Annotated in this window: 27 protein-coding genes; 16 read left to right on the top strand and 11 right to left on the bottom strand. The window is 45.8% G+C overall.

The genetic code is table 11. The features are described 5' to 3' along the window. Positions 1-45: 45 nt before the first annotated feature. Positions 46-1,992 (top strand): tripartite tricarboxylate transporter permease, encoded by a 1,947-nt coding sequence (locus A3IK_RS0110295; RefSeq protein WP_020559895.1) that lies wholly within the window; start codon positions 46-48, stop codon positions 1,990-1,992. Between the two features lie 53 nt (positions 1,993-2,045). Here the strand turns inward: A3IK_RS0110295 and A3IK_RS0110300 are convergent, their stop codons facing one another. The 5 genes from A3IK_RS0110300 to A3IK_RS20340 all read right to left on the bottom strand — a co-directional run bounded on the left by A3IK_RS0110300 (position 2,046) and on the right by A3IK_RS20340 (position 5,403). Then, positions 2,046-2,525, bottom strand: coding sequence for an EVE domain-containing protein (locus A3IK_RS0110300; protein WP_020559896.1), 480 nt, complete (start codon positions 2,523-2,525; stop codon positions 2,046-2,048). A gap of 36 nt (positions 2,526-2,561) precedes the next feature. Next, complete coding sequence (locus A3IK_RS0110305; RefSeq protein ID WP_020559897.1) at positions 2,562-3,053, bottom strand: hypothetical protein; 492 nt, start codon at positions 3,051-3,053, stop codon at positions 2,562-2,564. 70 nt (positions 3,054-3,123) lie between these two features. Then, positions 3,124-3,714 carry a 5-formyltetrahydrofolate cyclo-ligase gene (locus A3IK_RS0110310; RefSeq protein WP_020559898.1) on the bottom strand — a complete coding sequence of 197 codons (591 nt, stop codon included), beginning with the start codon at positions 3,712-3,714 and terminating at the stop codon, positions 3,124-3,126. A gap of 52 nt (positions 3,715-3,766) precedes the next feature. Beyond that, positions 3,767-4,354 carry an FHA domain-containing protein gene (locus A3IK_RS21830; protein ID WP_020559899.1) on the bottom strand — a complete coding sequence of 196 codons (588 nt, stop codon included), beginning with the start codon at positions 4,352-4,354 and terminating at the stop codon, positions 3,767-3,769. Between the two features lie 11 nt (positions 4,355-4,365). Beyond that, complete coding sequence (locus tag A3IK_RS20340) at positions 4,366-5,403, bottom strand: transglycosylase SLT domain-containing protein (protein WP_162596641.1); 1,038 nt, start codon at positions 5,401-5,403, stop codon at positions 4,366-4,368. 240 nt (positions 5,404-5,643) lie between these two features. Here A3IK_RS20340 and A3IK_RS20345 point away from each other — a divergent pair, with 240 nt between their 5' ends. From A3IK_RS20345 to A3IK_RS0110365, 9 genes are all read left to right on the top strand, one after another. Continuing rightward, positions 5,644-6,426: a class I SAM-dependent methyltransferase gene (locus A3IK_RS20345; RefSeq protein ID WP_020559901.1), complete on the top strand. Its 783-nt coding sequence runs from the start codon at positions 5,644-5,646 to the stop codon at positions 6,424-6,426. After that, the gene (rnhA, locus tag A3IK_RS0110330) at positions 6,423-6,872 is read left to right on the top strand and encodes a ribonuclease HI (protein WP_020559902.1); all 450 of its coding nucleotides are present in this window, start codon (positions 6,423-6,425) and stop codon (positions 6,870-6,872) included. The genes A3IK_RS20345 and rnhA overlap by 4 nt, the downstream gene beginning before the upstream one ends. Before the next feature lies 1 nt (position 6,873). Continuing rightward, a complete protein-coding gene (dnaQ, locus tag A3IK_RS0110335) occupies positions 6,874-7,578 on the top strand; it encodes a DNA polymerase III subunit epsilon (RefSeq protein WP_020559903.1) in 705 nt (234 codons plus the stop codon). 48 nt (positions 7,579-7,626) lie between these two features. Beyond that, the gene (locus tag A3IK_RS0110340; protein ID WP_020559904.1) at positions 7,627-8,412 is read left to right on the top strand and encodes an MBL fold metallo-hydrolase; all 786 of its coding nucleotides are present in this window, start codon (positions 7,627-7,629) and stop codon (positions 8,410-8,412) included. A gap of 120 nt (positions 8,413-8,532) precedes the next feature. Further along, a complete protein-coding gene (gene gnd / locus A3IK_RS0110345; RefSeq protein WP_020559905.1) occupies positions 8,533-9,549 on the top strand; it encodes a phosphogluconate dehydrogenase (NAD(+)-dependent, decarboxylating) in 1,017 nt (338 codons plus the stop codon). A 247-nt stretch (positions 9,550-9,796) separates the two neighbouring features. Next, the gene (locus tag A3IK_RS0110350; RefSeq protein ID WP_020559906.1) at positions 9,797-10,399 is read left to right on the top strand and encodes a DUF2087 domain-containing protein; all 603 of its coding nucleotides are present in this window, start codon (positions 9,797-9,799) and stop codon (positions 10,397-10,399) included. A 140-nt stretch (positions 10,400-10,539) separates the two neighbouring features. Continuing rightward, positions 10,540-11,163 carry an NAD(P)H-dependent oxidoreductase gene (locus tag A3IK_RS0110355; protein WP_020559907.1) on the top strand — a complete coding sequence of 208 codons (624 nt, stop codon included), beginning with the start codon at positions 10,540-10,542 and terminating at the stop codon, positions 11,161-11,163. Between the two features lie 283 nt (positions 11,164-11,446). After that, the gene (locus A3IK_RS0110360; protein WP_020559908.1) at positions 11,447-12,052 is read left to right on the top strand and encodes a putative pterin-binding protein; all 606 of its coding nucleotides are present in this window, start codon (positions 11,447-11,449) and stop codon (positions 12,050-12,052) included. Positions 12,053-12,087: 35 nt separating this feature from the next. Next, positions 12,088-13,200, top strand: coding sequence for a GGDEF domain-containing protein (locus A3IK_RS0110365; protein WP_020559909.1), 1,113 nt, complete (start codon positions 12,088-12,090; stop codon positions 13,198-13,200). A gap of 98 nt (positions 13,201-13,298) precedes the next feature. On the opposite strand, the gene A3IK_RS0110370 is transcribed toward A3IK_RS0110365, so the two are convergent. Further along, positions 13,299-13,568 (bottom strand): GlsB/YeaQ/YmgE family stress response membrane protein, encoded by a 270-nt coding sequence (locus tag A3IK_RS0110370; protein WP_020559910.1) that lies wholly within the window; start codon positions 13,566-13,568, stop codon positions 13,299-13,301. 289 nt (positions 13,569-13,857) lie between these two features. On the opposite strand from A3IK_RS0110370, the gene A3IK_RS0110375 reads away from it, so the two are divergent. Together A3IK_RS0110375 and A3IK_RS0110380 are read left to right on the top strand one after the other, a co-directional pair. Next, positions 13,858-14,844, top strand: coding sequence for an esterase-like activity of phytase family protein (locus A3IK_RS0110375; RefSeq protein WP_020559911.1), 987 nt, complete (start codon positions 13,858-13,860; stop codon positions 14,842-14,844). Next, entirely contained in the window at positions 14,841-15,959 is a 1,119-nt protein-coding gene (locus A3IK_RS0110380; RefSeq protein WP_020559912.1) for a S1C family serine protease, read from the top strand. Before A3IK_RS0110375 ends, A3IK_RS0110380 begins: the two co-directional genes overlap by 4 nt. Before the next feature lie 187 nt (positions 15,960-16,146). Here the strand turns inward: A3IK_RS0110380 and A3IK_RS0110385 are convergent, their stop codons facing one another. Next, complete coding sequence (locus tag A3IK_RS0110385) at positions 16,147-16,815, bottom strand: histidinol-phosphatase (RefSeq protein ID WP_020559913.1); 669 nt, start codon at positions 16,813-16,815, stop codon at positions 16,147-16,149. 108 nt (positions 16,816-16,923) lie between these two features. Here A3IK_RS0110385 and A3IK_RS0110390 point away from each other — a divergent pair, with 108 nt between their 5' ends. Then, complete coding sequence (locus A3IK_RS0110390) at positions 16,924-17,418, top strand: RNA pyrophosphohydrolase (protein WP_020559914.1); 495 nt, start codon at positions 16,924-16,926, stop codon at positions 17,416-17,418. Positions 17,419-17,458: 40 nt separating this feature from the next. On the opposite strand, the gene hemJ is transcribed toward A3IK_RS0110390, so the two are convergent. Both hemJ and A3IK_RS0110400 read right to left on the bottom strand, forming a co-directional pair. After that, complete coding sequence (hemJ, locus tag A3IK_RS0110395) at positions 17,459-17,890, bottom strand: protoporphyrinogen oxidase HemJ (RefSeq protein ID WP_020559915.1); 432 nt, start codon at positions 17,888-17,890, stop codon at positions 17,459-17,461. After that, positions 17,891-18,397: a TlpA family protein disulfide reductase gene (locus A3IK_RS0110400; protein WP_020559916.1), complete on the bottom strand. Its 507-nt coding sequence runs from the start codon at positions 18,395-18,397 to the stop codon at positions 17,891-17,893. Positions 18,398-18,691: 294 nt separating this feature from the next. Between A3IK_RS0110400 and A3IK_RS19170 the strand changes: the two genes are divergently transcribed. Further along, the gene (locus tag A3IK_RS19170) at positions 18,692-19,240 is read left to right on the top strand and encodes a bactofilin family protein (RefSeq protein ID WP_020559917.1); all 549 of its coding nucleotides are present in this window, start codon (positions 18,692-18,694) and stop codon (positions 19,238-19,240) included. Positions 19,241-19,334: 94 nt separating this feature from the next. After that, positions 19,335-19,679, top strand: coding sequence for an iron-sulfur cluster insertion protein ErpA (gene erpA / locus A3IK_RS0110410; protein WP_020559918.1), 345 nt, complete (start codon positions 19,335-19,337; stop codon positions 19,677-19,679). A gap of 79 nt (positions 19,680-19,758) precedes the next feature. Here the strand turns inward: erpA and A3IK_RS0110415 are convergent, their stop codons facing one another. Further along, positions 19,759-20,760 carry a hypothetical protein gene (locus A3IK_RS0110415; protein ID WP_020559919.1) on the bottom strand — a complete coding sequence of 334 codons (1,002 nt, stop codon included), beginning with the start codon at positions 20,758-20,760 and terminating at the stop codon, positions 19,759-19,761. Positions 20,761-20,965: 205 nt separating this feature from the next. On the opposite strand from A3IK_RS0110415, the gene A3IK_RS0110420 reads away from it, so the two are divergent. Continuing rightward, positions 20,966-21,460 (top strand): low molecular weight protein-tyrosine-phosphatase, encoded by a 495-nt coding sequence (locus A3IK_RS0110420; protein ID WP_020559920.1) that lies wholly within the window; start codon positions 20,966-20,968, stop codon positions 21,458-21,460. A gap of 28 nt (positions 21,461-21,488) precedes the next feature. On the opposite strand, the gene A3IK_RS20835 is transcribed toward A3IK_RS0110420, so the two are convergent. Next, positions 21,489-24,875 (bottom strand): Rne/Rng family ribonuclease, encoded by a 3,387-nt coding sequence (locus tag A3IK_RS20835; RefSeq protein WP_020559921.1) that lies wholly within the window; start codon positions 24,873-24,875, stop codon positions 21,489-21,491. Positions 24,876-25,131 lie beyond the last annotated feature (256 nt).

A 25,131-nucleotide genomic window follows, 5' to 3' on the forward strand; every position in this document is an offset into this window, starting at 1 on the left:
GGCGGGGTTTTGTGCTCCGCCACAACTCTCTAGGAGGAAATCACTATGTTTGATATTGCGCTTTCGGCGTTGGGACAGGTTATGTCCGGCGGCCATCTTCTCTTCCTCGTCCTCGGCGTCTGTGTCGGGTTGATCGTGGGTATCTTGCCCGGCCTTGGTGGTATCGCGGGCATGTCTATTTTGTTACCGTTCCTTTACGGCATGAACCCGACCTCGGCGCTTGGTATGCTGATCGGAATGGTTGCGGTCATTCCGACTGGTGACACCTTTACCTCAGTCATGATGGGCATTCCGGGGTCTAGTGCTAGTCAGGCGACGGTTTTGGATGGCTTTCCTATGGCGAAACGCGGTGAAGCGGCACGTGCGCTGTCGGCAGCTTTTACTAGTTCGCTTCTGGGCGGGGTTATCGGAGCGCTGGTACTGTCTTTTGCCATCATCATGGCGCGTCCGCTGGTACTGTCCTTTTCCTCGGCTGAATTGTTCATGCTGACCCTTTTCGGTTTGTCCATGGTCGCTGTCCTTTCGGGGCGCAGTCTGATCAAGGGTATCGCCGCTGCGGGGATTGGTCTGGTTATCGGTACGATAGGTACTGCCCCCGCAACTGGCGAGGCACGGATGACCTTTGGCATTGATTACCTCTATGATGGGGTGCCCTTAGTTGTCGTCGCCATGGGGCTGTTCGCCATCCCCGAAGTCATCGATCTGCTGAAGCGTGGCACTGCAATTTCAGAAACCACCGCACTTGGCGGCGGCTGGGGCAAAGGCGTGCGTGACGTGTTGCGTCACCCTTGGTTGGTCGCTCGTTGTGCTAGCCTAGGCTGCGTGATCGGTGCATTGCCCGGCCTCGGTGGTGCTGTTGTAGACTGGATCGCTTATAGCCATGCGGTACAGACCAGCCGCGATAAGTCGCAATTCGGTAAGGGCGATGTACGTGGTGTGATCGCGCCGGAATCTGCCAATAATGCTTGTCAGGGCGGGGCGCTGATTCCAACTCTGTTGTTCGGTGTACCCGGTTCAGGTTCGATGGCCGTATTTTTGGGTGGCATGGTGCTGCTAGGTATCCAGCCCGGCGTTACCATGGTCGAGACACGACTAGACCTGACTTATACCATCATTTGGTCGTTGGCATTGGCAAATGTCGTTGGTGCTGGTCTGTGCGTTCTTTTGGCTCGCCCCGTGGCGCGTCTGACTCAGGTGCCCTTTGTCTATCTTGCTCCCTTCATGGTGATGATTGCTATGTTCGCGGCCTTCCAAGCCTCGCGCTCTATGGCTGATTTGGTAGCGTTGATTGTGATGGGTGCGGTAGGCATCTATATGCGCCGCTTTGGTTGGCCACGTCCTGCCTTGCTGATAGGCTTTGTGTTGGCACCAGGCGCTGAGAACTATCTGTATCAGGCCGTCCAGTTCTATGACTGGGGCTGGATCACTCGTCCGGGTGTCATTATTATCGGGCTGATTACGGTTGTTTCGGTCTATCTGGGGCTGCGCTTTGGTGCTGAGATTTCCAGCGAAGGCGAAAGCGACGACGCTGCTCAGCAGACACACAGTCGTCAGATCATCTTTGCTGGGCTATTGTTCCTTGTCGCCGCCTATTGCGTGGTCGAGGCCGTACAACTGACCTTCCTCGGCATGATCTTCCCGCTGGCTATCGGTATTCTGGCGCTTATCGCGTCGCTGGTGGTCATTCTTCGGATCAGATCGAGTAGCGCTGCAGAAATCCACGATGACGATGCTAGCATGACTCTGGCGGGGAAATCTTCGGGACGCGAGATGTACTTGGCGGTTTTTGCGGGACTTGTTGGTCTGATCTGGCTGATTGGCTTCATCCCGGCTATGGTGGTCTTCTTCCCTGCCTTCCTGATCATTGCTGGTAAGGCTCGTCCGCTTTCCGCAGCTCTGATGACTGTTGGAGCCGTCGGTTTCATCACTCTTATCACTTGGGCGATGACCCTACGTCTGCCTGAAGGGCTGATTGGGCTAAAGCTGTTTTGATGCAACCTGTGATTCTCCTGCGGCTCGGTAATAACGTGTCGCAGGAGATTCCTTTAAATCACAACCGCACTAGAGCGTAAGCCTAAAATATAATCCCATGCAAAGGGGGCGACAGGCGTGATAGAGAGGCGATTACCGCGCTTTAGCAAGGGCAATTGAGCTAATGCTTCAGTATGATTACGTAATGTGGCTAAGGTAATAGGTGTATCGAATTTTTCCATAATACGCACATCGACCTGTAACCAAGGTAATTTATCAGCGGTACATTTCGGGTCATAGTAGAGGCTATTAGGTAGTAGGGCGCTGCTATCAGGGTAGGCGCTAGAGGTTATTTCCATAATGCCAACAATGGCAGGCTCCTTACAGCTAGAGTGATAGAAGAACGCTAAATCTCCGATTTGCATATGGTCGCGCAATAGATTACGCACCTGATAATTACGGATTCCTTCCCACGGAGCCGTGCCGAGCCTGATTAAATCATCAATACTAAATACACTCGGCTCCGACTTCATTAGCCAATAACGTTGTTCCATAACTGCCCTAAAACCTGTTGACGAGGCTTTAGTTTATCACTGAGCAGGGCCTGGCGTACCGACAATAGGTGCAGGAGCTAGAGGTGCCAAGCTAGGAGTAGGTGGCAACGTAAAAGGTTGCTGCTGCATGGGCATAGGGACGCTCGGATAAGGGTAGGGTTGATAATAAGAGTTATAATTATAACCCCAATTAGGTATCCCCGTATTCATCATAGGCGCATTGAAGGGCATGGAATACCCCCAGCCATTATTAAAACCATTGAAGCCATTATTGCCAAAAAAGGGCATATTAAAGCCATTACCATAATTAAAGCCGTTGCGGTAAAAGCCATTATTGTTGTTATTATCAAAGCTATCGAACATCTCCTGCATCCAATACATCGGTGTCCATTCAGGCCAATCGTTTTCCTCGTAATAAGGGCCATAGGGCCCCATTTTCCATTCCCCATTATTATTGCCAAAGAAGCTGCTGGCTTGAGTGCTAGTAGTGAGTGCTAAGAAGGCTAAGGCTAAGCCGATACGTTTCATAATCTTATGTCCTCCACGAAGGATAACTGAATAATAGTTAGTATATCAGTATATTCTAATATATTACAAGCTATCTAAAATAACGTATACCCCGCTCTGTCACTAAGCTATTAAGTGCTACATCCCAAGGCGCTGAATTTAAGCCGGGGACACGTTGAAACTCATAGCCTATGCCTATTAAGTGCGGTTTTAAAGGGCGAGGTCTACGGTTTAACAACGCAAAGCTACGATCATAAAATCCTCCCCCCATCCCCAAACGTTGTCCTTGTGTACCAAAGCCTAGTAAGGGGACTAAGACGCAATCTAATTGCGCGGCAAACAGGCTACGATAGTGTCCTTGCAGCGGTTCAGGAATATTAAAACGATTATTGTTAAAACGGGTGTGGGGTGTCCAAGGTATCCACTGCAAAGTAGCTATAGGGCGCTGAGCCAAAACGGGGAGGTATATTTTTTGATAGGGTTTTAAGTAGTGGCGGATTAAACGCGGATCGGCTTCCCCACGTACAGGCCAGTAGATACCAATCGCTTGGGCAGAGCGTAGGTAAGGGTGATGATTTAGGTACTGAGCTAAGCGCCGAGCGTGTTGCTGCCGTTGCCAAAAGGAGAGGGCGGCACGGCGGCGTTTAAGTTGGGTGCGGAGGGGTTTTAGATCCGGTGTCATAGAGTATCCTCATGAGAATAACTCTATGGTAGGAAATCAGGATGGCTATAGTCTAAGGTTTTTTTTCGTCCAGTTTAAAACTGGTTTGGTCTAGACTAAATACATCGCCGGCGGTGAGCTGATGCGTTTTCTCATCACCATTCGGTAAAATAGAGGTTAGCAGATAGGCATTAGGTAACATACGTAACAACAACTGCTCTCTATCCCCTTGTAGGGTTAAGGCATCTGGGGGGTATTTAAGCACTATTCTAGCACCTGCATGACGACCATTCATAATTTCTAACCACGCTTTTGCGTTGCTATCCATTGAATCAGCACTAGTTTTAAGCTGAGCAATTTGTTCATTCAAATGGGATTCTGCACTATAACTAATAGTATGCCGACCTAATTGAATGATATCGCCATCTTCTAACCAATATTCTTGTACCGCACGTTGATTGACATAGGTGCTATTGGTGCTTCCTAAATCTTCTAGTAAATATTTAGACGCTCGTAGGCTAATCCGAGCATGTTGATTGCTAACGGTTTTATCACCTAAGACTAAGTCACAGCTAGGGTGACGCCCTATGGTATAGGAGTCTTGTTGTAAGTTAACACGTTTAATAATTTGATTATTGGTTCTAATAACGAGTTGGGGCATGATTTTTTCTCTTAACGATTCATCACCAAGCGCCCGCTATAAACAGGCGGCAGGGCTTGGATAATGGTGGCTAAAGCAGCGGCTTGTTGGCGCGGCAAAATAATACGGTTGGAAAACTCTGGTGTAACGACACCATAGCGAAAATAGGGATTTAGATAGGTCAACGTATGAGCAGGTAAGCCGGCTTGCAGCGCTGCTTGGCGTAAATCAATCGGTTTATTAATGCGCATTTGAGCCAGTATAGGTGCATCAGGGACATGAGGGAGACGAATACCATAACGCTCAGGGTGGCTAATAATTTCCTTAAAAGCCAAGAGGCGTGGTACATACTGCGCGGTTTCTTTGGGCAAGCTGAGTTTCCAATAGCTTAAACGCTGCCCAGAGCGCTGCAAAGGCCATAAGGCGGAGCGCACCCGATTAGGCCCTGCATTATAAGCGGCGAGTGCCAGCATCCAGTCCCCATTAAATTGTTGATTTAGTTCTTGTAAGTAATTTAATGCGGCTCCAGTAGCGGCAAAAGAGTCTAGACGTCCATCATAGAATTGATTACGAATTAGTCCGTAAGAATGCCCGGTCTTAGGCATAAATTGCCATAAGCCGGCAGCACCCGCGTGAGAGGCTGCATCAGCAGTAAAGCCACTTTCCACCAAAGGGAGTAAGGCTATTTCTGCGGGCATGCCACGTCGCTCTACCTCTTCAATAACAATATGGAGGTAACGGCTAGCATTGAGGGCTAAAGCCTGAATACGCTGCGGGTTAGCGGTATATTGACGAATAAAGTATTGTACACTAGGGTTAATAGTATGATCACCTAGTTGGTAACTACGCCCAATACGTTGCCAAATCGAGGAGGATTGATAATAAGCCTCAGCGGGTGTGTTTCTGGCAGTATAGGGATTAAAATTGGCTTTTTGGACAAAAACAGCGGGTGCCCTATTAGGGGCATAGCCCTGTGCTAGTTCATAGGCAAAACTGTTAGTGCTAGTCCCCAGGCTAACCACAACGGAGGTGAGAGCGCGAATTAGCAAAGCATTAAAACGTGCAGGCATATAATTATCCCCATTATTATTATGGTTATCAGGATGACAGAATAATTGCAGCTTGAAAGTACTCATTCATAGAGGAGTAAAGATGCGCTGACCGTTAACTCCTGTTATGCTCTAGCAGGTTTCAAGTGATACCTTTGAATAACCGATATTATATTGAGCCACGCTTAACTAATAAGCACGGGTAGGCTAATTAGTTGTTAGTATTGGGTTGTGTGCCTGACTATAATCGCTACTAGATTGATGAACAAGCAAAAGCCATTACATGATTTTCAGCCCATAAATGCAGCAACGACGGTACTACAAGGCTGGTATGAATCCCATCGTGGGCAAGCAACATTACAACAGCTAAATATCCCCATACGACGTATGACGGCGGATATTTTTGGCTATTATGCGTTGGAAATGGGGCTATTAGCGCCCCATCAAACCTTTTTGACAGAGTCCCGCATTAGTCACCATATTCGTTTAGGGTCGGCGGGGGTGGCCTCACCCTTTATTGATTTGAGTAGCCATTGGACTGCCTTGCCTTTTGAGTTTGGCACTATAGATTTAGTGCTCAGCACCCATAGCTTAGAATTGGTAGCAGACCCTACTTTAGTGTTGAATGAAATCGAGCGGGTCTTAATGCCAGAAGGGCATTGTATTTTGATCGGTTTTAATCCCTATAGTGCTTTGGGGATGCAACAATGGTTAAGTAATAGCCCCTCTAAGCTCAACTTTCCCTCTCCATGGCAAGTCAGTCAGTGGTTACAAGCCTTGGGATTTGAGGTGCTAGAAACGAAATTATTGAGCTATCGCCCGAATTGGGGGGGGATGCGCTTTTGGCACTATACGCGTTGGTGGGAACGTGCCTGCCAAAAAGCTCGCCTACCCTTTAGTCATTTATATATTATCCACGCCCGCAAAAAGGTCACCCCGTTGATTCCGCTGGGAGCTAAGCGTAAATGGTGGCGCTCTTCGGTCTTGCGCCCGGTGGGTAGTATTGCTGTTAAACAAACCACCTCGAATAAGAGTCTATTATGACCCAAACTATGCACTCAGTCGTGTACGCTTTTACCGATGGAGCCTGTCGGGGCAATCCGGGCAAAGGGGGCTGGGGAGTCTTATTACGTTTTGGTGAGCATGAAAAAGAGCTTAAAGGCTATCAAGCCGAAGCGACGAATAATCAAATGGAATTAATGGCAGCGATTCAAGCTTTAGAGGCATTAAAACGTCCTTGCCAAGTGATTTTGACCACGGATTCGCAATATGTACGCCAAGGGATCACCGAATGGATTAGCGGCTGGAAACGTAAAGGCTGGCGTAATGCTAAAGGTGAAGCGGTGAAAAATAAAGAACTATGGCAACGCCTAGAACAAGCAACTTTAAGCCATGAAATTGATTGGCGTTGGGTTAAAGGTCATAGCGGTCATGCCGAAAATGAGCGTGTAGACCAACTCGCCAACCAAGCTATTGAGGAAGGAATTTAAGATGCGCCAATTAATACTCGATACCGAAACCACCGGCTTAGATCCGCAACAAGGCCATCGCCTGATTGAAATTGGTTGCATTGAATTAATAGATCGCCAAGTGACCGGGCGTAATTTTCACTATTACCTACAACCAGATCGTGAAATTGATGCCGAAGCCGTGCAGGTTCATGGTATTACCAATGATTTCTTACAAGATAAACCCCGCTTTAATGAGATTGTGGCAGAGCTAGCGGAGTATGTACGTGGAGCGGAGTTGATTATTCACAATGCACCCTTTGATGTGGGGTTTATTGAGAATGAATTACGGCTAGTGGAATTCCCTACTCAGCGTTTAACCGATATTTGTACCATTACCGATACCTTAGTGATGGCACGTAATCGCTTCCCCGGACAACGTAATAGCTTGGATGCTTTGTGTAAGCGTTATGAAATTGATAACTCTAATCGTCAGTTTCACGGTGCCTTACTAGATGCGCGGATTTTAGCGGATGTTTATTTAGCCATGACGGGTGGGCAGGTGAGTATGGTATTAGAAACCACCTTGGACTCGTGGGGCGGGGGCGCTAGTGCGGGTAAAGGTTTGAGCCATTTAGACTTAAGCCAATTACGAGTGATTAGAGCGAATGTAGATGAAATGGCAGCACACGAAGAACGCTTAGCGGCTATTACTAAAGCAGCAGGCAAGTGCGTGTGGGGCGTTTGACTAGTGCTGTAATCTAGTTACATTTATATCCGGAGTTAAAGAAAAATTATGATTTTTAGACAATTATTTGAGCCGGACTCCTCAACTTATACTTACCTGTTAGCCTGTGAGCGCACAGGGGAATGTGTATTGATTGATCCGGTGATTGATACAGTGGAACGTGATCTAGGGGTATTACAAGCACTAGGTCTCACACTCACTTATACATTAGAAACCCATATTCATGCTGATCATCTCACCGGAGCACGCAAGTTACGCGCCTATACAGGTAGCAAAATTGCAGTGCCAGCCATGGATCAATTAGCTTGTGCTGATATTGGAGTGGAGGAGGGTGTACCGTTTCGGGTCGGGGATATTGAACTAGCTCCACTCTTCACCCCCGGTCACACTGGGACACACCATGCCTACCTGCTCAACAAGGGTATGCAGCCGGTATTGTTTACGGGTGATGCGCTGCTGATTGAAGCTTGTGGGCGTACCGATTTCCAGTCCGGTGATCCGGCGGCTTTGTACCAGAGTATTCACAATAAGTTTTTCAAACTAGTGGATGAAACCCTAGTCTATCCAGCACATGATTATGAAGGGCGGCAGATTACCACTATAGGGCAGGAAAAAAACCGTAATCCGCGTCTGGGGCAGGGCAAGTCTTTAGCTGAGTTTGTGCAGATTATGAACGAGATGAAATTACCCTATCCGCGCAAAATTGATTTTGCGGTGCCCGGTAATCAGGCTTGTGGACAGTGCCCAGAGAATGTGCCCGAACAATATCGTGGCCCTTGCGACATCACCGCATTACCTATTGAATTACAGCGCATAGTTGGCGATCAGGGATAAGGCTTAAGCAAGGTGGGTAATCTTCTCGGAATCCGTCAAGTATTGTAGGTGATCTAACAGCCGGGCAGCGAAAGTGTGTAATAATCTTTGCCTATCACCTAACGAACAAGGAGCGGGTTAATGAATATTGGAATGATCGGGCTAGGACGCATGGGGGCGAATATGACCCGTCGCCTAACACGTGCAGGCCATACCTGTGTGGTCTATGACCGCGATGCGGCAGCGGTTGCTGCATTGGTTGAAGAAAAGGCTCTAGGTGCTGATTCATTACGTAATCTCGTGGAGCAGCTAGAGGCACCTAGAGCGTTATGGCTCATGCTACCAGTAGCGATTACCGACCGAGTACTCGAAGAGTTGACTCCCTTATTGAGTGCTGGGGATGTGATCATTGATGGCGGTAATTCCCATTATCATGATGATATTCATCGCGCTCAAAACTTGCAGAAGCATGGTTTGCACTACCTAGATGTAGGTGTCAGCGGTGGGGTTTGGGGCTTGAGTCGTGGTTATTGCCTCATGATCGGTGGAGAGGCTAAAGTGGTTGAGCGTCTAGAGCCTATCTTTGCTGCTCTAGCACCGGGGGTAGAGCTGGCTGCTCGTACACCGGGTCGGGATGGAGCCGTTTCCAGTGCCGAGCAGGGTTATTTACACTGTGGTCAGCATGGAGCGGGACATTTTGTGAAAATGGTACATAACGGAATTGAATATGGCTTGATGGCGGCTTTTGCTGAGGGATTCAATATCCTACATGGCGCTAATATAGGCAGTCAGGATCATGCCGCCGATGCCGAAACCACACCTATGCGCCATCCAGAATACTATCAATATGATTTTAATCTGCGTGATATTGCTGAGGTTTGGCGGCGCGGTTCTGTCGTGGGTTCTTGGCTACTGGATCTCACAGCAGCAGCATTACAACAAAGCCCCAAGCTCGAAGATTTTGCTGGGCGAGTTTCTGATTCTGGAGAAGGACGTTGGACGGTGCAGGCTGCGGTGGATGAGGGCGTGCCTGTTCCGGTGATTAGTGCGGCGCTATTTGATCGCTTTAACTCGCGTGGTGAGAGTGAGTTTGCCTATAAGGTGCTGTCTGCTATGCGTCATGGTTTTGGTGGTCACTTTGAAAAGCCTAAGCAGTAAGCAGACCCCGTAGTAACCGATAAAACTGAGGACTGCTGTGGCAGGACAGTCCTTCGTTTTTAACTTTACTCCCGTATTGGATTGGCGTATAAAGCCCACACGGTCGGCAGAACCGAGGCGTCGCTGATCCCGTAAGGGAAGCTAAACCTGCCTGTAATTCGAATAGTCATTGTATTTATTGTTTCTATTCGGTGCAAAGTCGTAAGACAGCGACCATCGACGCGGTGATGCGCCGTGAGGAAATAATATGTCAAAAGAAACCATTCCCTTATATGTGGACGATGTGTCTGCATTCGCTCGTTCATTAGCTAAACAGCTAGAAAAAACCACAGAACTACCTTCTCATCTAAGCCTAATGAATATGCTGGCGCGTGCCGGTGGCTACACTAATTATCAGCACTTGCGTACTCAGAAGGCGGTGATGCCTAAGCTAGAAAGCCAATCTGAGCCGGAAAATAGGGAAGATACAGCTCTGATAAGTCTCCCATTCGTAGAATCCCCCCATACGGCTAAGACAGAGGCCATCAATTTACCCTTAGTAGAAAAGACTCTACGTCAATTTGATACCGAGGGAAAACTGACTTGGTGGCATGCTAAGCGCTCAGTACAGGACTTAAGTATCTGGGCGTTGTGGGCACAATTACCAGCAGGTATGGCGATGCACGAGCGCGAGATCAGTGAGCGCCTTAATCATTTGCACCGCTTTGAAGATGCAGCGCTATTGCGCCGTCGGTTGGTAGGATTAGGACTCTTCACACGTAATGAGGATGGGTCGAATTATCGACGAGTAGAACTAAAGCCAACGGCGGACGGATTGGCATTAATTCGCCGCCTTAAGGTAGCTTCTTAGTAAAAGTGGTGGGTTGCTGAAACCAGTAACCTGCTACCTCAAGCTGGCTTAGACGGACAATTGCCTCGCTCTAAAAAAACCGCTAAGGTTAGCACCGTTTTGTTTTACCCAGTCAGTAACATAATGGAGTGCTATCAAGCATGAGCAATTTTATGGAAGCAATGGCGTTTCGCCATGCCTGTAAAAAATTTGATCCCAGCAAAAAAATTCCTGCGGAACAATTCACGCAAATTTTAGAATTTGGACGTAAGTCACCATCTTCTTTTGGGCTAGAACATTGGAAGTTTTTAGTCATACAAACACCAGAGTTGCGTGAGCAATTAAAAGCCGCTTGCTGGGGGCAGGCACAGATTAGTGATAGTAGTCATGTGGTCGTGATTTTGGCAAAAACTAAAGAGGTAGAGCCAGATCAAGCCTATGCCATTCATTCGATTAAACGCCGTGGCCTACCAGAGGAAATGGTTAAGGCCTATATGCAGCGTTATGCGGGTTACCTAGAGAGTGAAGTGTACCCCATTACCAGTATCTATGCGTGGAGCTCTAAACAGTGCTATCTCGCGTTGGCAAATATGATGACGGGGGCGGCTTCTTTAGGTATTGATTCTTGCCCCATGGAAGGCTTTAGCAAAAAAGCGGTAGAAGAGGTGCTGAATATTGATACTAGCTTGTATCAAGTAGCCGTTGTAGTCGCGTTTGGTTATCGTGCAGGAGCCGCTTCTGAGCAGATGCGTCTACCCTTAGATGCCGTAGTTGAGTACCGTTAATAAACCTTTCCTTTCCTACTCAAAGTAGCTACAAGGCGGTGAATTTCAGCCGCCTTGTGTTCGATAGATAATGCCGCCCTCTTAGTCTACGAGAGCCTTTAGGGTTTCTTTGAAAAACTAGTGGAGATAAATAAATTAAGATTATAGTTGGCATTAATAAAAACATTAGGTTATATTTTAATTAACTAATCATTGTATACTGATACACAAGATGAGTAGTATTCTGTTCGCTAAACCTGATTATAAATACACCTTGCAACACTAACTTTTAGGAGTCTGTACGTTGAAATTTGGTAAGAGTGGTGTTCTGGGGCTTCTAACCTTGTTGCTGCTTATCGGTCTTGGGATTTTTTTTAGTAAAAATTACTTTAGGCTATTTAGTGACGACCCCATGATTGTGATCACGAATCAGGTCGGTGATACCGCTAATATGGGGAGGGCGTCTCCTAAACTGAATGAGCAGGGTATGTTATTGGAGGTACTAGGGAGTAAGGATAGTGGTTGCCCGCCGGATACGGTGTTAAACGAACAACAATTGCTAAATTTGCCACAACAGACCTTTAAGACTAGTCATACTTGGAGTAAGGAACCGCAAACCTTTTCAGGACCATTGTTAGAAGATGTGCTCAAATACGTTTGTCCAGACAAAAAATTTATCAAGCTACACCTTCGCGCTCTGGATGGCTATGCTATTGATCTTAATTTTCCAGCTGTACAAAAATACCGCCCTATTGTGGCACTAACCGTGAACGGCGAAGGGATGAAAATCAGAGACAAGGGACATTTATGGGTTATGGCTCCACTTGATGATTTTAATATTCCTGAACGTAGTTTAGATGAATTGCTAATATGGCAGCTAAATCAGATTTCCGTGAACTTAACCGAGTAATACACTTTTCTTATAAAACAAGTATGGTTCAATCTATGCATTGGGTTTTAAGTCCGGTATTAGCATTTGCTATTTACCTCGCTATTTTGAATCTGAGTACGACGTATTTTCGGCTAGAGAACTATCAGCGTGAAGCCGTTTGGAGCTTGGTGCATCTGAATACTCAGTTACAATCAACTCAACAGGATATTCAGCTTTATGAGATGAACGCACTGGATATAAAAGCGCTGCGTATCCGCTATGAGTTATTGTGGAGCAAATTTGCTGTTATCCAGAACAATATTGAGCAAGATAGCATGTTGCGTAATATCACCGAATTACAGACAGCACTCAACGAATCCTTTAATAATTTTAAGGCCATGGAACGCGCTGTTTACTCCGGTGAAGTCATTCCACCTAGTCTATTAGATAAGTGGATTGCAGAGCTCAGTCACGCCCATGAAATTATTAATCGCTACCTTATTCATGAAATCGCCGATGCTGACGGGAGTTATAGTAGAGCCTCTTGGTATACCCTGCTCGATTCTTTATATCTAGTAGCCGCTGCTAGCCTAGCCTTCTTTGTGCATATCGGTTATGTACTTCTAAGCTTGGTACGAGAGCGCTCCGATAACCTCTTTAAACTCAATCACGACGCTCTAACGAGTTTGGCTAACCGCAGTCATTCCATGACTATTTTGGATCAATCTTGCCGTGAAAATATGTTTTTTACTCTGGTTATTATTGATTTAAATGAGTTTAAAAAGGTCAATGATACTCACGGTCATCCGGCGGGTGACCAAATTTTGATACACCTCTCCAATACATTTAGAAAAACCATTAACCGCCACGGGCTAGTGGGTCGCTTAGGTGGAGATGAGTTTGTTTGGATTATTAATACCACCGACCAAGAGGTGGTAAAACACCATTTTCAGGAACTGTTGGAGCAGCTTGCCCAAGCTTATATTATTAATGGCTATGATTTTTATCTGAAACTAAGTGCAGGCGCTAGCATTTGTCATGGTAACAATCCAGATCCCAAAAGCTTAATGGCACAGGCAGACTCAGCCATGTATCAGGCAAAGAAAAGCGGTTCTACTGAGATTGCTTGGTATAAAGCCAATGAAACCCCTGCCAAAAATACTTATCTAAACATGCTCTTCTTTTAGCAGTGATAGGGCATTTCGTATCAGAATGTCAAATATTAGAATCTAACTAACACCTTAAAAAATAAGGTGTTAGTGCTAACCTTAGTTAAGCTTTAGCGCTAAACACGCTTAACCAGTTTAACAATAAATAAAGCAATCACTGCGCCAATGGTCGACCAGACTAGTGAGCCTAACCAAGAAGGCATGCCTGCTAACGCGGGAATAGCACCCGTGATAATACCGCCGATAAAGAAACCAATAAATGAGCCGACTAAACCGACAACAATATTACCAATCAAGCCAAAACCACCGCCTGACATTAGGTTACCTGCAAGCCAGCCCGCTGCAGCACCGATCGCTAACATAATGATAATTTCTACTAAACCCATGATTGTACTCCTAATTGTAATTTATCTAACTTAATGGAATAGATAGTTATTTATATTGAACATGCAAATTGCCTGAAGCTACTTTTAGGTATTGCTGTATAACAGCTTATAGGGCAGCTTCTCTCCCTTTCAAACATATAGACCATAATTGATAGTTAAGGACGATTTATTTGAAATAATAGCAGCCGTTTAAGCATTGGCTGAACAGGGACAAATCACAGCAGCCAAGCCTCTAGCTGGATAAGTTTTATTGACTATCTGTATCATTAGCACTTATCGGGCAGCTATTATGACCCCTTTTTTGGGGATTAATAAAGTTGAAATGATGAAAATATTCTCGGATTTAAAAAATAGTTTCGCTTACCTCCTGATGGCTGTAAGCCTATTAGGGACACCTACAGCGCTGGCTCAAAAACCTACCTTGACCTACCTAAATAGTTTTTCTCTACCAGACTATGAGGTGGATGGTTTGAAGGTGAACGAACTGTCGGATTTAGCATGGGATGAAGATGAACAACTACTCTATGCGGTATCCGATAGGGGGATGTTGTTTCAATTTAAAATAGAGCTTACCCACGATGCTATCAAGCAGTTTAAACCGATTCATGGCATGATTTTACTTGATCGAAAGGGTAAAAAAGTAGATTGGCGTGATGCGGAGGGCTTAGACGTACTGAAGGCTAATAATGGCATTAAGGGGGATACCGAGTTAGTGATTGCTTTGGAGGGCGTACCAAGGGTCGGGCGTTTTACACCGCAGGGGCAGTTAATTGCCGAATACCCTTTACCTAAGGCGCTGCGCGATCCAAAAAGCTATCGAGCGCGTAACACTATGTTAGAGTCCGTCACTTGGCATCCGAAATGGGGCTATATAACGGCTCCAGAACAATCCCTAAAAAACCAGCCCATTACTATGCATACCCTCTATAGCCGCAAGAAACATTGGTCGTTTCCAGCGTATCCTGCCACCAATAGTGCGATTACGGCTTTGCAAACTTTACCTAATGGTAATTTGTTAGTCTTGGAGCGAGCGTGGTCAGGGGTGATGAATCCTTTGGTGATTAGCTTGCGCTATTTAGATTTTCAGCGTTGTGATAAGACAGGTCAGTGCCCTATTGAGAATGTGAGTGTTCTCTCTAGCCTCTTCTTAGTAGATAATTTCGAGGGCTTGACCCATGTGCGCGATAATCTATATTTGATGGTCAGCGATGATAATCAAAGTCGATTTCAACGTACTTTAATAACCCTATTTCGTTTGGAGTTACCAACACCATGATTGCTTTTAAGATGCCAGCTTATCTTCTACGACTTGTAGGAGGCGCTATTGTTATTTGGGTAATAGCGATGGTATGGATGGTGTGGGCTAAAGATGTACATAGCGAAGGTGTACGTGATGTGACAGCACGCGGTAAGCTGACGGCGGATGAGCAAAACACTATTACTGTCTTTGAGCGTAATAGTCCAGCGGTGGTATATATTACCACCACGCAAAAGGTGATTAATCCTTGGACACGCAATGTGAATGAAGTACCTAATGGTACGGGAACGGGTTTTATTTGGGATAATAAGGGACATATTGTTACCAACTATCACGTTATCGAAGGTTATAACGTTGCCAAAGTGCGCATGTCCGATCAGCGCTTATACGATGCCAAATTAGTGGGGGCGAGTCGTGAGCATGATTTAGCCGTGTTACGCTTAACTGAGCTAAAAGATTTACCCAAGCCGGTGCAAATTGGTACTAGTCATGATTTAAAGGTGGGGCAAAAAGTCATGGCAATCGGTAATCCCTTTGGTCTAGATCACACCTTGACCTCCGGTATTGTTTCCGCTTTGGGGCGCAGTATTGATGGTGATAACAATCAACTCGATGATCTGATTCAAACCGATGCCGCGATTAATCCGGGCAATTCCGGCGGGCCTTTACTCGATAGTGCTGGACGTGTCGTGGGCGTGAGTGTGGCGATTTATAGCCCCTCTGGCGTATCGGCGGGGATTGGTTTTGCCATTCCGGTGGATACAGTGAATCGGGTTATCCCACAGCTAGTACGCTCAGGACGTTACGAGCGTTTGGTGCTAGGGGTTAGTATTAAAGATGAAGTCAATGCGGCGGTAACGCGCAGACTAGGTGTCAAGGGGATATTAGTACTACAAGTCACTCCGCGTTCACCAGCGGCTGATGCTGGGATTATTGGCACGCAATTAGATAATGCGGGGGGGTTGATCCTAGGTGATATTATTCAAGCCATTGATGGCAAACCTGTGACTAAAGTGGCCGATATATCACGCATACTGGATACTTATAAGCGTGGTGATACGGTTAAAGTTAAATTATTACGCGATGGTACGGAACCTGTGGAGGTACGCGTAAAGCTCACCCAAACCAATTAATAATATTGTCATAATATTTGGCTAAGTAGAGGTATACCAAAGTCATCGGGTATTTCTGGAGCAGTCTTGGCGGCAAGGATGCCGCCTTGTAGCGTACAGGGATGTATTCACAGCGACTGCGGAGGAAATACCCGATGACTTTGGCTCAAGTACTTACTAATGGCTAGTGTAGCCAAACTAGCGAGGGCTAGGGGAGGCCACGTTCGTGTAGATCAATGATAGGCCATTGCCTTTCTTTGGCGACTGCCGTCAATTGAGGGTCGGGATTGACCACAATGGGATAGGTCACCATCTCTAATAAGGGCAGGTCGTTGTGTGAGTCACTATAAAAATAGCTACTTTCTAATGTTTCGGCATGATTTTTCAACCAATCTTGTAAGCGTGTCACTTTACCCCCCTTAAAAGAGGCCACACCTTCGACTTCATTGGTATAACGCCCATTCACTCGCTTAGGCTCGGTCGCGATTAAATGTTCAATACCAAATGCCTCAGCGATTGGGCGGGTCACAAAGCTATTAGTCGCGGTAATAATCATCAGCGTATGCCCTTGCGCTCTGTGTTTATTAACTAACTCAAGGGCTTTCGGTGACATTTTTTCTTGGATGACCGTCGCCATGAATTCGTGGTGCAGTTTATTTAAGGTCTCATCATCATGCTGGCTCAGCGGGGTCAGCGAAAAGCGCGCAAACTCATAAATATTGAGCGTACCGGCTTTATATTGCTCATAAAATTCCAAGTTTTTGGCAGTATAAGTCGGCCCATCCACTAAGCCTTTGCGAGCTAAAAACTGCCCCCACTCAAAATCACTATCCCCATCTAAGAGGGTATTATCTAAATCAAATAATGCTAAGGTCATGGTACTCGTCCTAAGGTCTGATCAAAGTGCACCATTGTAGCGGGTTGAAATTGCCGAATCATGGTGAATATGAAAGAATCTTATTAAACATTTTTTAGGAGTGATGTCGTGATTGATGAGGACGGCTTTCGTGCTAATGTCGGCATTATCCTCTGTAATTGCGACGGCAAAGTGTTTTGGGGAAGGCGTTTTGGACAAGATTCTTGGCAATTCCCCCAAGGCGGCATTGATCACGGGGAGACACCTTTGCAAGCGATGTTTCGAGAGCTATTTGAAGAAACGGGTTTACAAGCGAGTCAAGTCGAGGTCATTGGTCAAACGCGGGGGTGGCTGCGTTATCGCATCCCCCATTACATGATTCGCCGTCGTGCGAAACCGCTGTGCATCGGACAGAAACAACGCTGGTTTTTGGTACGTATGCTGTGTCGGGACAAAGAGGTTAATTTAACAGCGTGCTCCCATCCTGAGTTTGATCATTGGGAATGGGTGGATTATTGGTCTCCCGCACGTAATGTGGTGTTTTTCAAGCGGCGTGTTTATCAACGTGCCTTATATGAGTTAGCACCGTATTTAGGGCAGGATGATTCAATATTAGAACACTAAACCTAACAGAGGTAGTCGTCTACCTCTGTCTCTCCTGAGCTTAAAAGGGTTTCACCACGGCTAATAGCACAATTAAAATCAATAATAAGCCCGGTATCTCATTAAAATAACGATACCAACGTTGAGAATGTTGGTTAGCATCCGCTCTAAAGGCTAGCATGAAGCGATAGCAAGCATAGTGATAGGCAAATAAGGCCAATAGTAAGAGCAACTTGGCATGAAACCAGCCCATTTTAAATAACACACCCTGTCCTAAGACCAGCATAGTAATACCGAATACTAAGGTCAGGATAGCGCCGATAGTCATGATGCCAAATAAGCGCCGCTCCATGACCTTAAATAGCTCAAAGCTAGTTTGATTCTCCGGCATAGCGTGATAGACATACAGGCGCGGCAGATAAAATAAGCCCGCAAACCAAGTCACCATAAAGATCACATGGAGTGCCTTTATCCAAATATAGAGGCTATCCATTTAACTAGCCTTTAGCTCAGCCACACGTTTTTGTAAGTCTTGTAGAGTGAGATTACCCATCTTAGCCAATACGATTTGCCCATCAGCATTGACGAGGAAATTAGTCGGGGTGACTTTTACCCCACCAAAGGCTTTAACCAGCGAACCATCTTGGTCAAAGACAATGTCATAGTTCATTTGCTTTTGAGTACGCATGGTGCGAATCGCATCCAGATTATCGTGTGGCATGGCAATAGCGATAATAGGAACCGTGGTATTAGCCGGATCTTGTTTAAACTTAATAAGCTCAGGGATCTCTTCCACGCAGCCGGGGCAATCAGTTGCCCAAAATACCACTAGATAGGGATTACCTTTGAGCTTATTCAGCTCAATTTTATCACCATCAATGGTCGTAACCGTGCTATTAGGGGCGGCTTGTAAGCCACCTGATCCGGGTACTAAGAAAAAGAAGACCGCCGCAGCGACCACTACACCCAACACTATTAAAGCTTTAATATCGATTTTCATAACGGAGTCAGTAGTTGTCCAAAAGGGAAAGACGTATTATACATGACATTTTTCTGGATGTAGGATTTGCAGCATGATAGCGTGTAAATGTTGTAAACTGATTGTTATTTAGCCAGATGAAAGCGTAAGGAACGAGTCTAGAGTGGATGTTAGTGGCAAAACGTCACTATTACATGCCAAATAATGTTACTCTTGCACACCATTACGATAAAGTTAAATAGGTAACCAAAGAGGTAACTAGTCGCGCATTCGGGCAGCGATTAGACCCATAAAACTAATTAGGAGTAAATATTAATGTTTGGTAAGAGTTCTAAACCAGCCCCAGCACCTATGCCTTTACCCGCAGTGCCACAAAATACTAGTTCATCGGCTGTAAGTGCTCCCTTGCCCACGAATACCCAACCTCAAGAGCCTAAAGTACGCAGTGCTCGTGTGGATACTTTAATCGGGCGGGGTACTACCATTGATGGTGATTTACAATTTTCCGGTGGTTTACATATTGAAGGGACGGTGAAGGGGAATCTCATTGCCGAGAATGACGATGCTACTTTAATTTTAAGTGAGCAAGGCCGAATCATTGGTGAAGTACGAGTTCCTAGCATGGTGCTCAATGGCTCCATTGATGGCGATGTGTTTGCCCATGGTAAGGTAGAGTTATTTGAGAAAGCGCGTATTTGTGGTGATGTGTATTATAATTTACTAGAGATGGCGGTAGGAGCTGAGGTCAATGGTAAACTGGTACGCCAAAAACCAGAGGCTAAACCTGCCGCACCAGCATTACCACCGGCTGTAGCGACTCCGGAGCTTATCGTAGAGCCACCCGTTGAGAGCCAAAATCAATAGTTTCAGTAAATCATCACGCGCTAAAGGACATATTGCCCTTTTAGAATAACGATGCTAACGTCGTAGCATACTTTTTTAGTAGGAGATTATTAGAATGACTGTTGAGACTGCGTCTCCTCTGGTTTTCACAGATGCCGCTGCTGCTAAGGTCAAGGCTTTGATTGCCGAAGAAAAAAACGACGCTTTAATGTTACGAGTCTTTGTAACAGGGGGCGGTTGTTCAGGTTTTCAATATGGCTTTACCTTCGACGAAAGCGAAAATGAGGGTGATACTGCTGTAGAAAAGGGTGGGGTTAAATTATTAATTGATCCCATGAGTTTTCAATATATGGTAGGCGCTGAAATCGATTATACCGAAGGATTAGAGGGAGCACAGTTTGTAATCCGTAATCCTAATGCTACCACTACTTGTGGTTGCGGCTCCTCTTTCAGCCCCTAAGTCTAGGCGAGATCGATAGACTGTGACGATTAAAGACCACTCTAAAGTGGTCTTTAATATTTTAACGAGATGAATACGCTTAACGCATAGCCACTGTATTAGGTTGATAAGTATTCAAACGCGCTCGCCAGCCAGCTAGGAACCGTGCTTCTCGTTGCTCTAAAGGTGCATTAGCAATACGTTGCAATAATACCTCTTCAGCCGCCAATTTAAAGGCATCCAGTGCTCTAGCCCCTGTGTTAGGTTGCATGGATAATAATACTTGAGCTAAGCCCCAGCCTTGATTGTTATAACGCTCATTAGGATTTAAACCATCCCCTTTAAAGCTCACATAATCCAATAAAGCATATAAGCCTTCAGGTGTTTGCAGTAGGGTTTGGTAATTCTGATTAATAATCGTTTGTTCCCTAGTATTGAATTGACTGAGTAATTCAGGACGGGCTTGTTTTAAACGCTCCAACATAAAGTTAGCTTGTAGGTTTTTAGTATTGGCTAAAAATGCTTGTAATTCATGCATTTGTCTATCATTGAGCGCATTATCAAACGCACGACGATTTCTCCAAGGCCCCCCACGTGTTTGGCGTTGAGTTAGCCAAGTTGGGAGTGCTACCCCGCGTACTTGCATATATTGTAGCAACTCAGGAAAGGTATCATTGTGTTTATAAGTTTGATTATTAGGATACCAAGAGAAGCGTCCTATCCCTAGTACGGCATAATTACCCACGCTATTCCAGCGCACTAATTGATTAGCCTTGCCCCCGGTTTCATTGAGATAAATTTTTTCGGCAATTTGGTTTAAGTTTTTAATAGGTTGTTTCGTCAGTACCGTAGGTTGATAGATACGTACGGCTTGAGGATTGACTTGCGGAGTGGATGTTACCACCGGAGGTCTGGCAACCGCGACATTAACAGCAGGTGTGGTAACAGGTGTTGAGTGATAAGCGACGGGTAGCGCATTAGGTAAAGCAGAGTATTGTGCGACTGTGGCGGATTTGGGTTGGATAACCGCCACAGGAACAGGAACAACAGTGCATGCACTCAAACTCGCCACGACCCCCAGCGATAAGATAACCTGTTTCATAGTAAGCCCTTATTAGTATAATGAAATTATTAGACATTAGTTTTTTAGACATTCATTGAACGCAATTTATAGGTAAAGTGCAAGTCCTTGCGTAAAAAATTATTGACCGAATGAGTGTCCCTAATTTGTACCAATGTTGAACCTTAAATTAGGTACTAATAGTATAATCAGCTTGTTTGAATAGAATCTTAGCTGGGAGAATATAATGGCTAAAATCAAGGTGTTAATGGTTTGCATGGGCAATATTTGCCGTTCACCGACTGCACAGGGTGTTTTGGAGTCTAAATTGCTACAACGCAACTGGCAGCAGTATGTGTTTGTCGATTCTGCGGGTACGCATGCCTATCATGTGGGTAGCCCGCCAGATAAGCGTTCACAGCAAGCCGCCCTACGCCGAGGCATTGATTTATCGGAGCAACGTGCCCGCCTAGTACAGGAATTAGATTTTGCTGAGTTTGATTATGTATTGGCAATGGATATGCATAATTTGCAATATTTACAACGTATGACTCCCCTGGTTTATAAGCAAAAGTTAAAATTATTATTGAGTTTTGCGCCACAATTACCGGCTTTGGCGGAAGTTCCTGATCCCTATTACGGTGGGGAGAATGGCTTTGAGCGGGTATTGGATTTGATTGATGAGGCCACTGAGGGGCTATTAGTAGATATTGAACAGCGCCTCGCATTGGCTGGGCATTAAATGCTACCCAGCCAATGATTCGATTTACTTACTCAATAGGTTGATGCATCCAAGAGGGTAGCTTTTTAGCAGGAGCTACCGCCACCGGAGCAGGAGTGGCTAATTCCTCAAAGCTACGGGCATTCTCACTCTCTGCTGAAAGAACAGGAGCTGGCTCTGCTTCAAACTTTTCCTCGACCTGCTCTATTGCGGCCTTAGTCTCAACCACAATAGGGGTAACAACAATATTATTATTGTCCACCTCAGGTTCTGGGTTAATACTGTGAGCGGTATCGTTAGTAGTAGTTTCCGTCTCTGCTTCAGCCTCTGCAGCTAACGTTTGAGCGGTATCATGAGTGGCGATGTCTGCGCCGGCTTCCTCCATCGCTACTTGTTGAGCCGTATCATTAGAAGACGTTTCCACCTCTAACTCTACCGCTGCTGCTTTCGGGGCGGTATCGTTAGCGCTGGTTTCTACACCTAATGCTTCTACGCCTAAGGGTTCTACCTTTTGTGGTGTAGCTGCTAAAACAATAGCAGGCACATCAGCCGGAGTAGGTTGTTCAATAGCTGTGATATGGTGGTGATCGTCTGCTTCTGCAGCTACTTGCTCTACGGTTTCAGTCGTGATAGCTAATAAATCACGATAGAACGACTCGTCTAGTGGATGCAGATACTTTGGCGTCGTTAAAGCAACGATGGCCTCTTCTGTTTGATCCGTCGATTTCACCAGGTTAGTAAAATCTGCCGTTTCATCCTCAAAGACAGGAACCTGTTCTGTGTCAGCTTCTAGGGTAAAGGAGATTTGTTTGTGCTCATACCGAGTTTTAGTAGTAGGTTGCTCCACGGTATCCACTACAGAACCACTGGCATCGTCAGTTCCTTGGGCTTGCATTGCCGCATCAAAGACTAACTCAGGCTCATAGACAGGATATTCAGGCGCTAGATCAAACTCATGATTATTGACAGGATCATTCGTTTCATTAGCCTCGTCTAAAGCCCAGATAGGAGTATTACCTTCTTCATCCATAATCGGAGCGCCTTTTTCTGGGCGCGATTCACGCCGACTGCGGTGGCGTTGGGAGCGGCGACGATTATGTGCATTACGCGGTACAAAGCTAGGCGTATCGGCTTGAGTGGGTTCTTCAGTAATAATGTCCTCAATAACATCTGTTACTGCTTCCTCTTGAGTCGTGAGAGTAGCCCATTCTTTAGGCTCTTCAGTCTCCTCACTATCTGCAACAATAGGTGTAGTATCAGCCTCAATATCCAACTCATCCCGCCGTCCCCGACGGCGATTGCGCCCTCGGCCTCCACGCGCATTATTGCCATTACTTTCGTGTGGTACGGTAAGGGTAATTTCCACCTCAGCCTCTTCTGCTAGTTCGAGTTTTTCGGCTGAATTGACGTCTTCTAACTCTTCTTTGCGCTCTTCAACTCGCTCCCGATTCCGATTACGGTTCTGACGATTGTTACGCTCTGATCGTGGGCCGCGTGTGGATCGTTCAGCACGTACTGGTGTAATAATTTCATCTACTTCTTCGGAATCATTATCACTAGGCTCTCTATAGAGATCATCGAAATCCTCGTCCTGATCCGGCACACTGCGTTTGGAGCTTGCTGCTAAGGCTTCTGCTTCAATGCGATCATTATCATTCGCCGCCTTCCGTGAACGGCGGTCATCGCGGCTTTTACGCTCCTCACGGGCTGGTGTATCAGCGTGTGCAGGCTCGGTGCTAAATAAGCCGCCTAAAATGCGCCGAATTAAGCTAGTACCGCGATCAGCCACCATAGGTTCATTCATACCCCTACGTGCTTGTGGCGCAGGTTGATTAGGTACGACATTACCTACCACTGGAATATCAATGACTTGAGGGGCTACCTTATTATCAGCACGCGCATCATCCGTACTATGTGGCAGACGCTGAATATGCTCGTAGCTAGGGCCAATGGTCTCAATTTCATCACTGCGCACCCGCACAATATCATAATGCGGTGTATCTAAATGCGGATTAGGCACGATGGTTAGAGTAATATCACGGCGCTGTTGAATATTACTAATTGCCTCACGCTTTTCATTGAGCAAGAAAGTAGCCACTGGAACGGGAGCCTGTACAATCACATGCCCGGTCATTTCCTTCATGGCTTCTTCTTCCATGAGGCGTAAAATCGATAGAGCTAAGGAGTCGGTGTTACGAATATGACCGTGGCCTTCACAGCGTGGGCAGACTAATTGGCTCGATTCACCGAGTGAAGGGCGCAAGCGTTGGCGCGACATCTCTAATAAACCAAAGCGTGAAATACGACCTACCTGTACCCGCGCCCGATCGACTTTTAAGGCATCCCGTAACCGCCGCTCAACTTCGCGTTGATGTTTGCTGGGCAACATATCAATGAAGTCAATCACGATAAGACCACCTAGGTCACGTAGACGTAATTGACGTGCAATTTCATCTGCCGCTTCAAGGTTGGTATTCAGCGCGGTTTCTTCAATATCCTGTCCCTTAGTAGAGCGTGCCGAGTTAATATCAATCGAGACTAAGGCCTCGGTATGATCAATAACAATCGCACCACCAGAAGGCAGATTTACCGAGCGCTGGAAAGCGGTTTCGATCTGATGTTCGACTTGGTAACGACTAAATAATGGGGTGGATTCTTTGTAGTGCTTTAGTTTGCGCAAATTATGCGGCATTACCGCCTGCATAAAGTCATGCGCCTGCTTATAAACCGCCGGGTTATCAATCACAATCTCGCCAATATCACGACGGAAATAATCGCGTAAGGCGCGAATAATGACATTACTTTCTTGATAGAGCAGTGTAGGGGCAGGGTGATGCTCATAGGCATACACAATCGCTTCCCACAGGGTTTTAAGATAGTCTAAATCCCATTGTAATTCTTCTAGTTCTCGATCGACCCCAGCGGTGCGTACAATCGCGCCCATATTATCGGGAATATCTAAATCGGAGAGGGTTTGTTTAATTTGCTGACGATCTTCGCCTTCAATACGCCGTGATACGCCACCGGCTTTAGGGTTATTAGGCATTAACACCAAATAACGCCCGGCAAGGCTAATATGCGTAGTGAGTGCTGCCCCTTTATTACCGCGTTCTTCTTTATCGACTTGCACGAGAATTTCTTGGCCTTCGCGCAAGACATCTTTGATATTCGGGCGACCATTAGTCACATTGGCATTGGGGTGATAATACTCTTTAGCGACTTCACGGAAGGATAAAAAACCATGACGCTGAGCGCCATAATTCACAAAAGCAGCCTCCAGACTAGGCTCAATACGGGTAATAACACCCTTATAAATATTCGCTTTTTTCTGTGCCTTAAAGGTGTGTTCAATATCTAAATCATATAGACGTTGACCATCGACCATTGCCACCCGAATTTCTTCAGGCTGAGTGGCATTAATTAAAATACGTTTCATGTACTACATATCTCGCTATATGTAGTACCTGTTAAAGCACCCCGGTTTAGGACTAACCCTTATCCACTATACACATAGTGAACTTAAACTTTTTCCTTGTCTTTCAGGTTATTAAGTCTGCCTGATTGAAACAGTGTTGAAGTTATGCTGTAAGCTCCATAGGCTATTCAGTTAAGAGGTCATATCACAGAAATAGCTTTTAAATCAATCATTTGTCGACCTTATTGTTAAGCTTTAGGCTTAAATATTGTGAAAT

The organism is Thiofilum flexile DSM 14609 (assembly GCF_000380185.1).
Lineage (GTDB): Bacteria > Pseudomonadota > Gammaproteobacteria > Thiotrichales > Thiotrichaceae > Thiofilum > Thiofilum flexile.

Bases quoted from the DNA above. Each gene is read 5' to 3' on its own strand.
- A3IK_RS0110295 (WP_020559895.1), top strand. From the start codon at position 46: ATGTTTGATATTGCGCTTTCGGCGTTGGGACAGGTTATGTCCGGCGGC.
- A3IK_RS0110300 (WP_020559896.1), bottom strand. From the start codon at position 2,525: ATGGAACAACGTTATTGGCTAATGAAGTCGGAGCCGAGTGTATTTAGT.
- A3IK_RS0110305 (WP_020559897.1), bottom strand. From the start codon at position 3,053: ATGAAACGTATCGGCTTAGCCTTAGCCTTCTTAGCACTCACTACTAGC.
- A3IK_RS0110310 (WP_020559898.1), bottom strand. From the start codon at position 3,714: ATGACACCGGATCTAAAACCCCTCCGCACCCAACTTAAACGCCGCCGT.
- A3IK_RS21830 (WP_020559899.1), bottom strand. From the start codon at position 4,354: ATGCCCCAACTCGTTATTAGAACCAATAATCAAATTATTAAACGTGTT.
- A3IK_RS20340 (WP_162596641.1), bottom strand. From the start codon at position 5,403: ATGCCTGCACGTTTTAATGCTTTGCTAATTCGCGCTCTCACCTCCGTT.
- A3IK_RS20345 (WP_020559901.1), top strand. From the start codon at position 5,644: ATGAACAAGCAAAAGCCATTACATGATTTTCAGCCCATAAATGCAGCA.
- rnhA (WP_020559902.1), top strand. From the start codon at position 6,423: ATGACCCAAACTATGCACTCAGTCGTGTACGCTTTTACCGATGGAGCC.
- dnaQ (WP_020559903.1), top strand. From the start codon at position 6,874: ATGCGCCAATTAATACTCGATACCGAAACCACCGGCTTAGATCCGCAA.
- A3IK_RS0110340 (WP_020559904.1), top strand. From the start codon at position 7,627: ATGATTTTTAGACAATTATTTGAGCCGGACTCCTCAACTTATACTTAC.
- gnd (WP_020559905.1), top strand. From the start codon at position 8,533: ATGAATATTGGAATGATCGGGCTAGGACGCATGGGGGCGAATATGACC.
- A3IK_RS0110350 (WP_020559906.1), top strand. From the start codon at position 9,797: ATGTCAAAAGAAACCATTCCCTTATATGTGGACGATGTGTCTGCATTC.
- A3IK_RS0110355 (WP_020559907.1), top strand. From the start codon at position 10,540: ATGAGCAATTTTATGGAAGCAATGGCGTTTCGCCATGCCTGTAAAAAA.
- A3IK_RS0110365 (WP_020559909.1), top strand. From the start codon at position 12,088: ATGCATTGGGTTTTAAGTCCGGTATTAGCATTTGCTATTTACCTCGCT.
- A3IK_RS0110370 (WP_020559910.1), bottom strand. From the start codon at position 13,568: ATGGGTTTAGTAGAAATTATCATTATGTTAGCGATCGGTGCTGCAGCG.
- A3IK_RS0110375 (WP_020559911.1), top strand. From the start codon at position 13,858: ATGACCCCTTTTTTGGGGATTAATAAAGTTGAAATGATGAAAATATTC.
- A3IK_RS0110380 (WP_020559912.1), top strand. From the start codon at position 14,841: ATGATTGCTTTTAAGATGCCAGCTTATCTTCTACGACTTGTAGGAGGC.
- A3IK_RS0110385 (WP_020559913.1), bottom strand. From the start codon at position 16,815: ATGACCTTAGCATTATTTGATTTAGATAATACCCTCTTAGATGGGGAT.
- hemJ (WP_020559915.1), bottom strand. From the start codon at position 17,890: ATGGATAGCCTCTATATTTGGATAAAGGCACTCCATGTGATCTTTATG.
- A3IK_RS0110400 (WP_020559916.1), bottom strand. From the start codon at position 18,397: ATGAAAATCGATATTAAAGCTTTAATAGTGTTGGGTGTAGTGGTCGCT.
- A3IK_RS19170 (WP_020559917.1), top strand. From the start codon at position 18,692: ATGTTTGGTAAGAGTTCTAAACCAGCCCCAGCACCTATGCCTTTACCC.
- erpA (WP_020559918.1), top strand. From the start codon at position 19,335: ATGACTGTTGAGACTGCGTCTCCTCTGGTTTTCACAGATGCCGCTGCT.
- A3IK_RS0110415 (WP_020559919.1), bottom strand. From the start codon at position 20,760: ATGAAACAGGTTATCTTATCGCTGGGGGTCGTGGCGAGTTTGAGTGCA.
- A3IK_RS0110420 (WP_020559920.1), top strand. From the start codon at position 20,966: ATGGCTAAAATCAAGGTGTTAATGGTTTGCATGGGCAATATTTGCCGT.
- A3IK_RS20835 (WP_020559921.1), bottom strand. From the start codon at position 24,875: ATGAAACGTATTTTAATTAATGCCACTCAGCCTGAAGAAATTCGGGTG.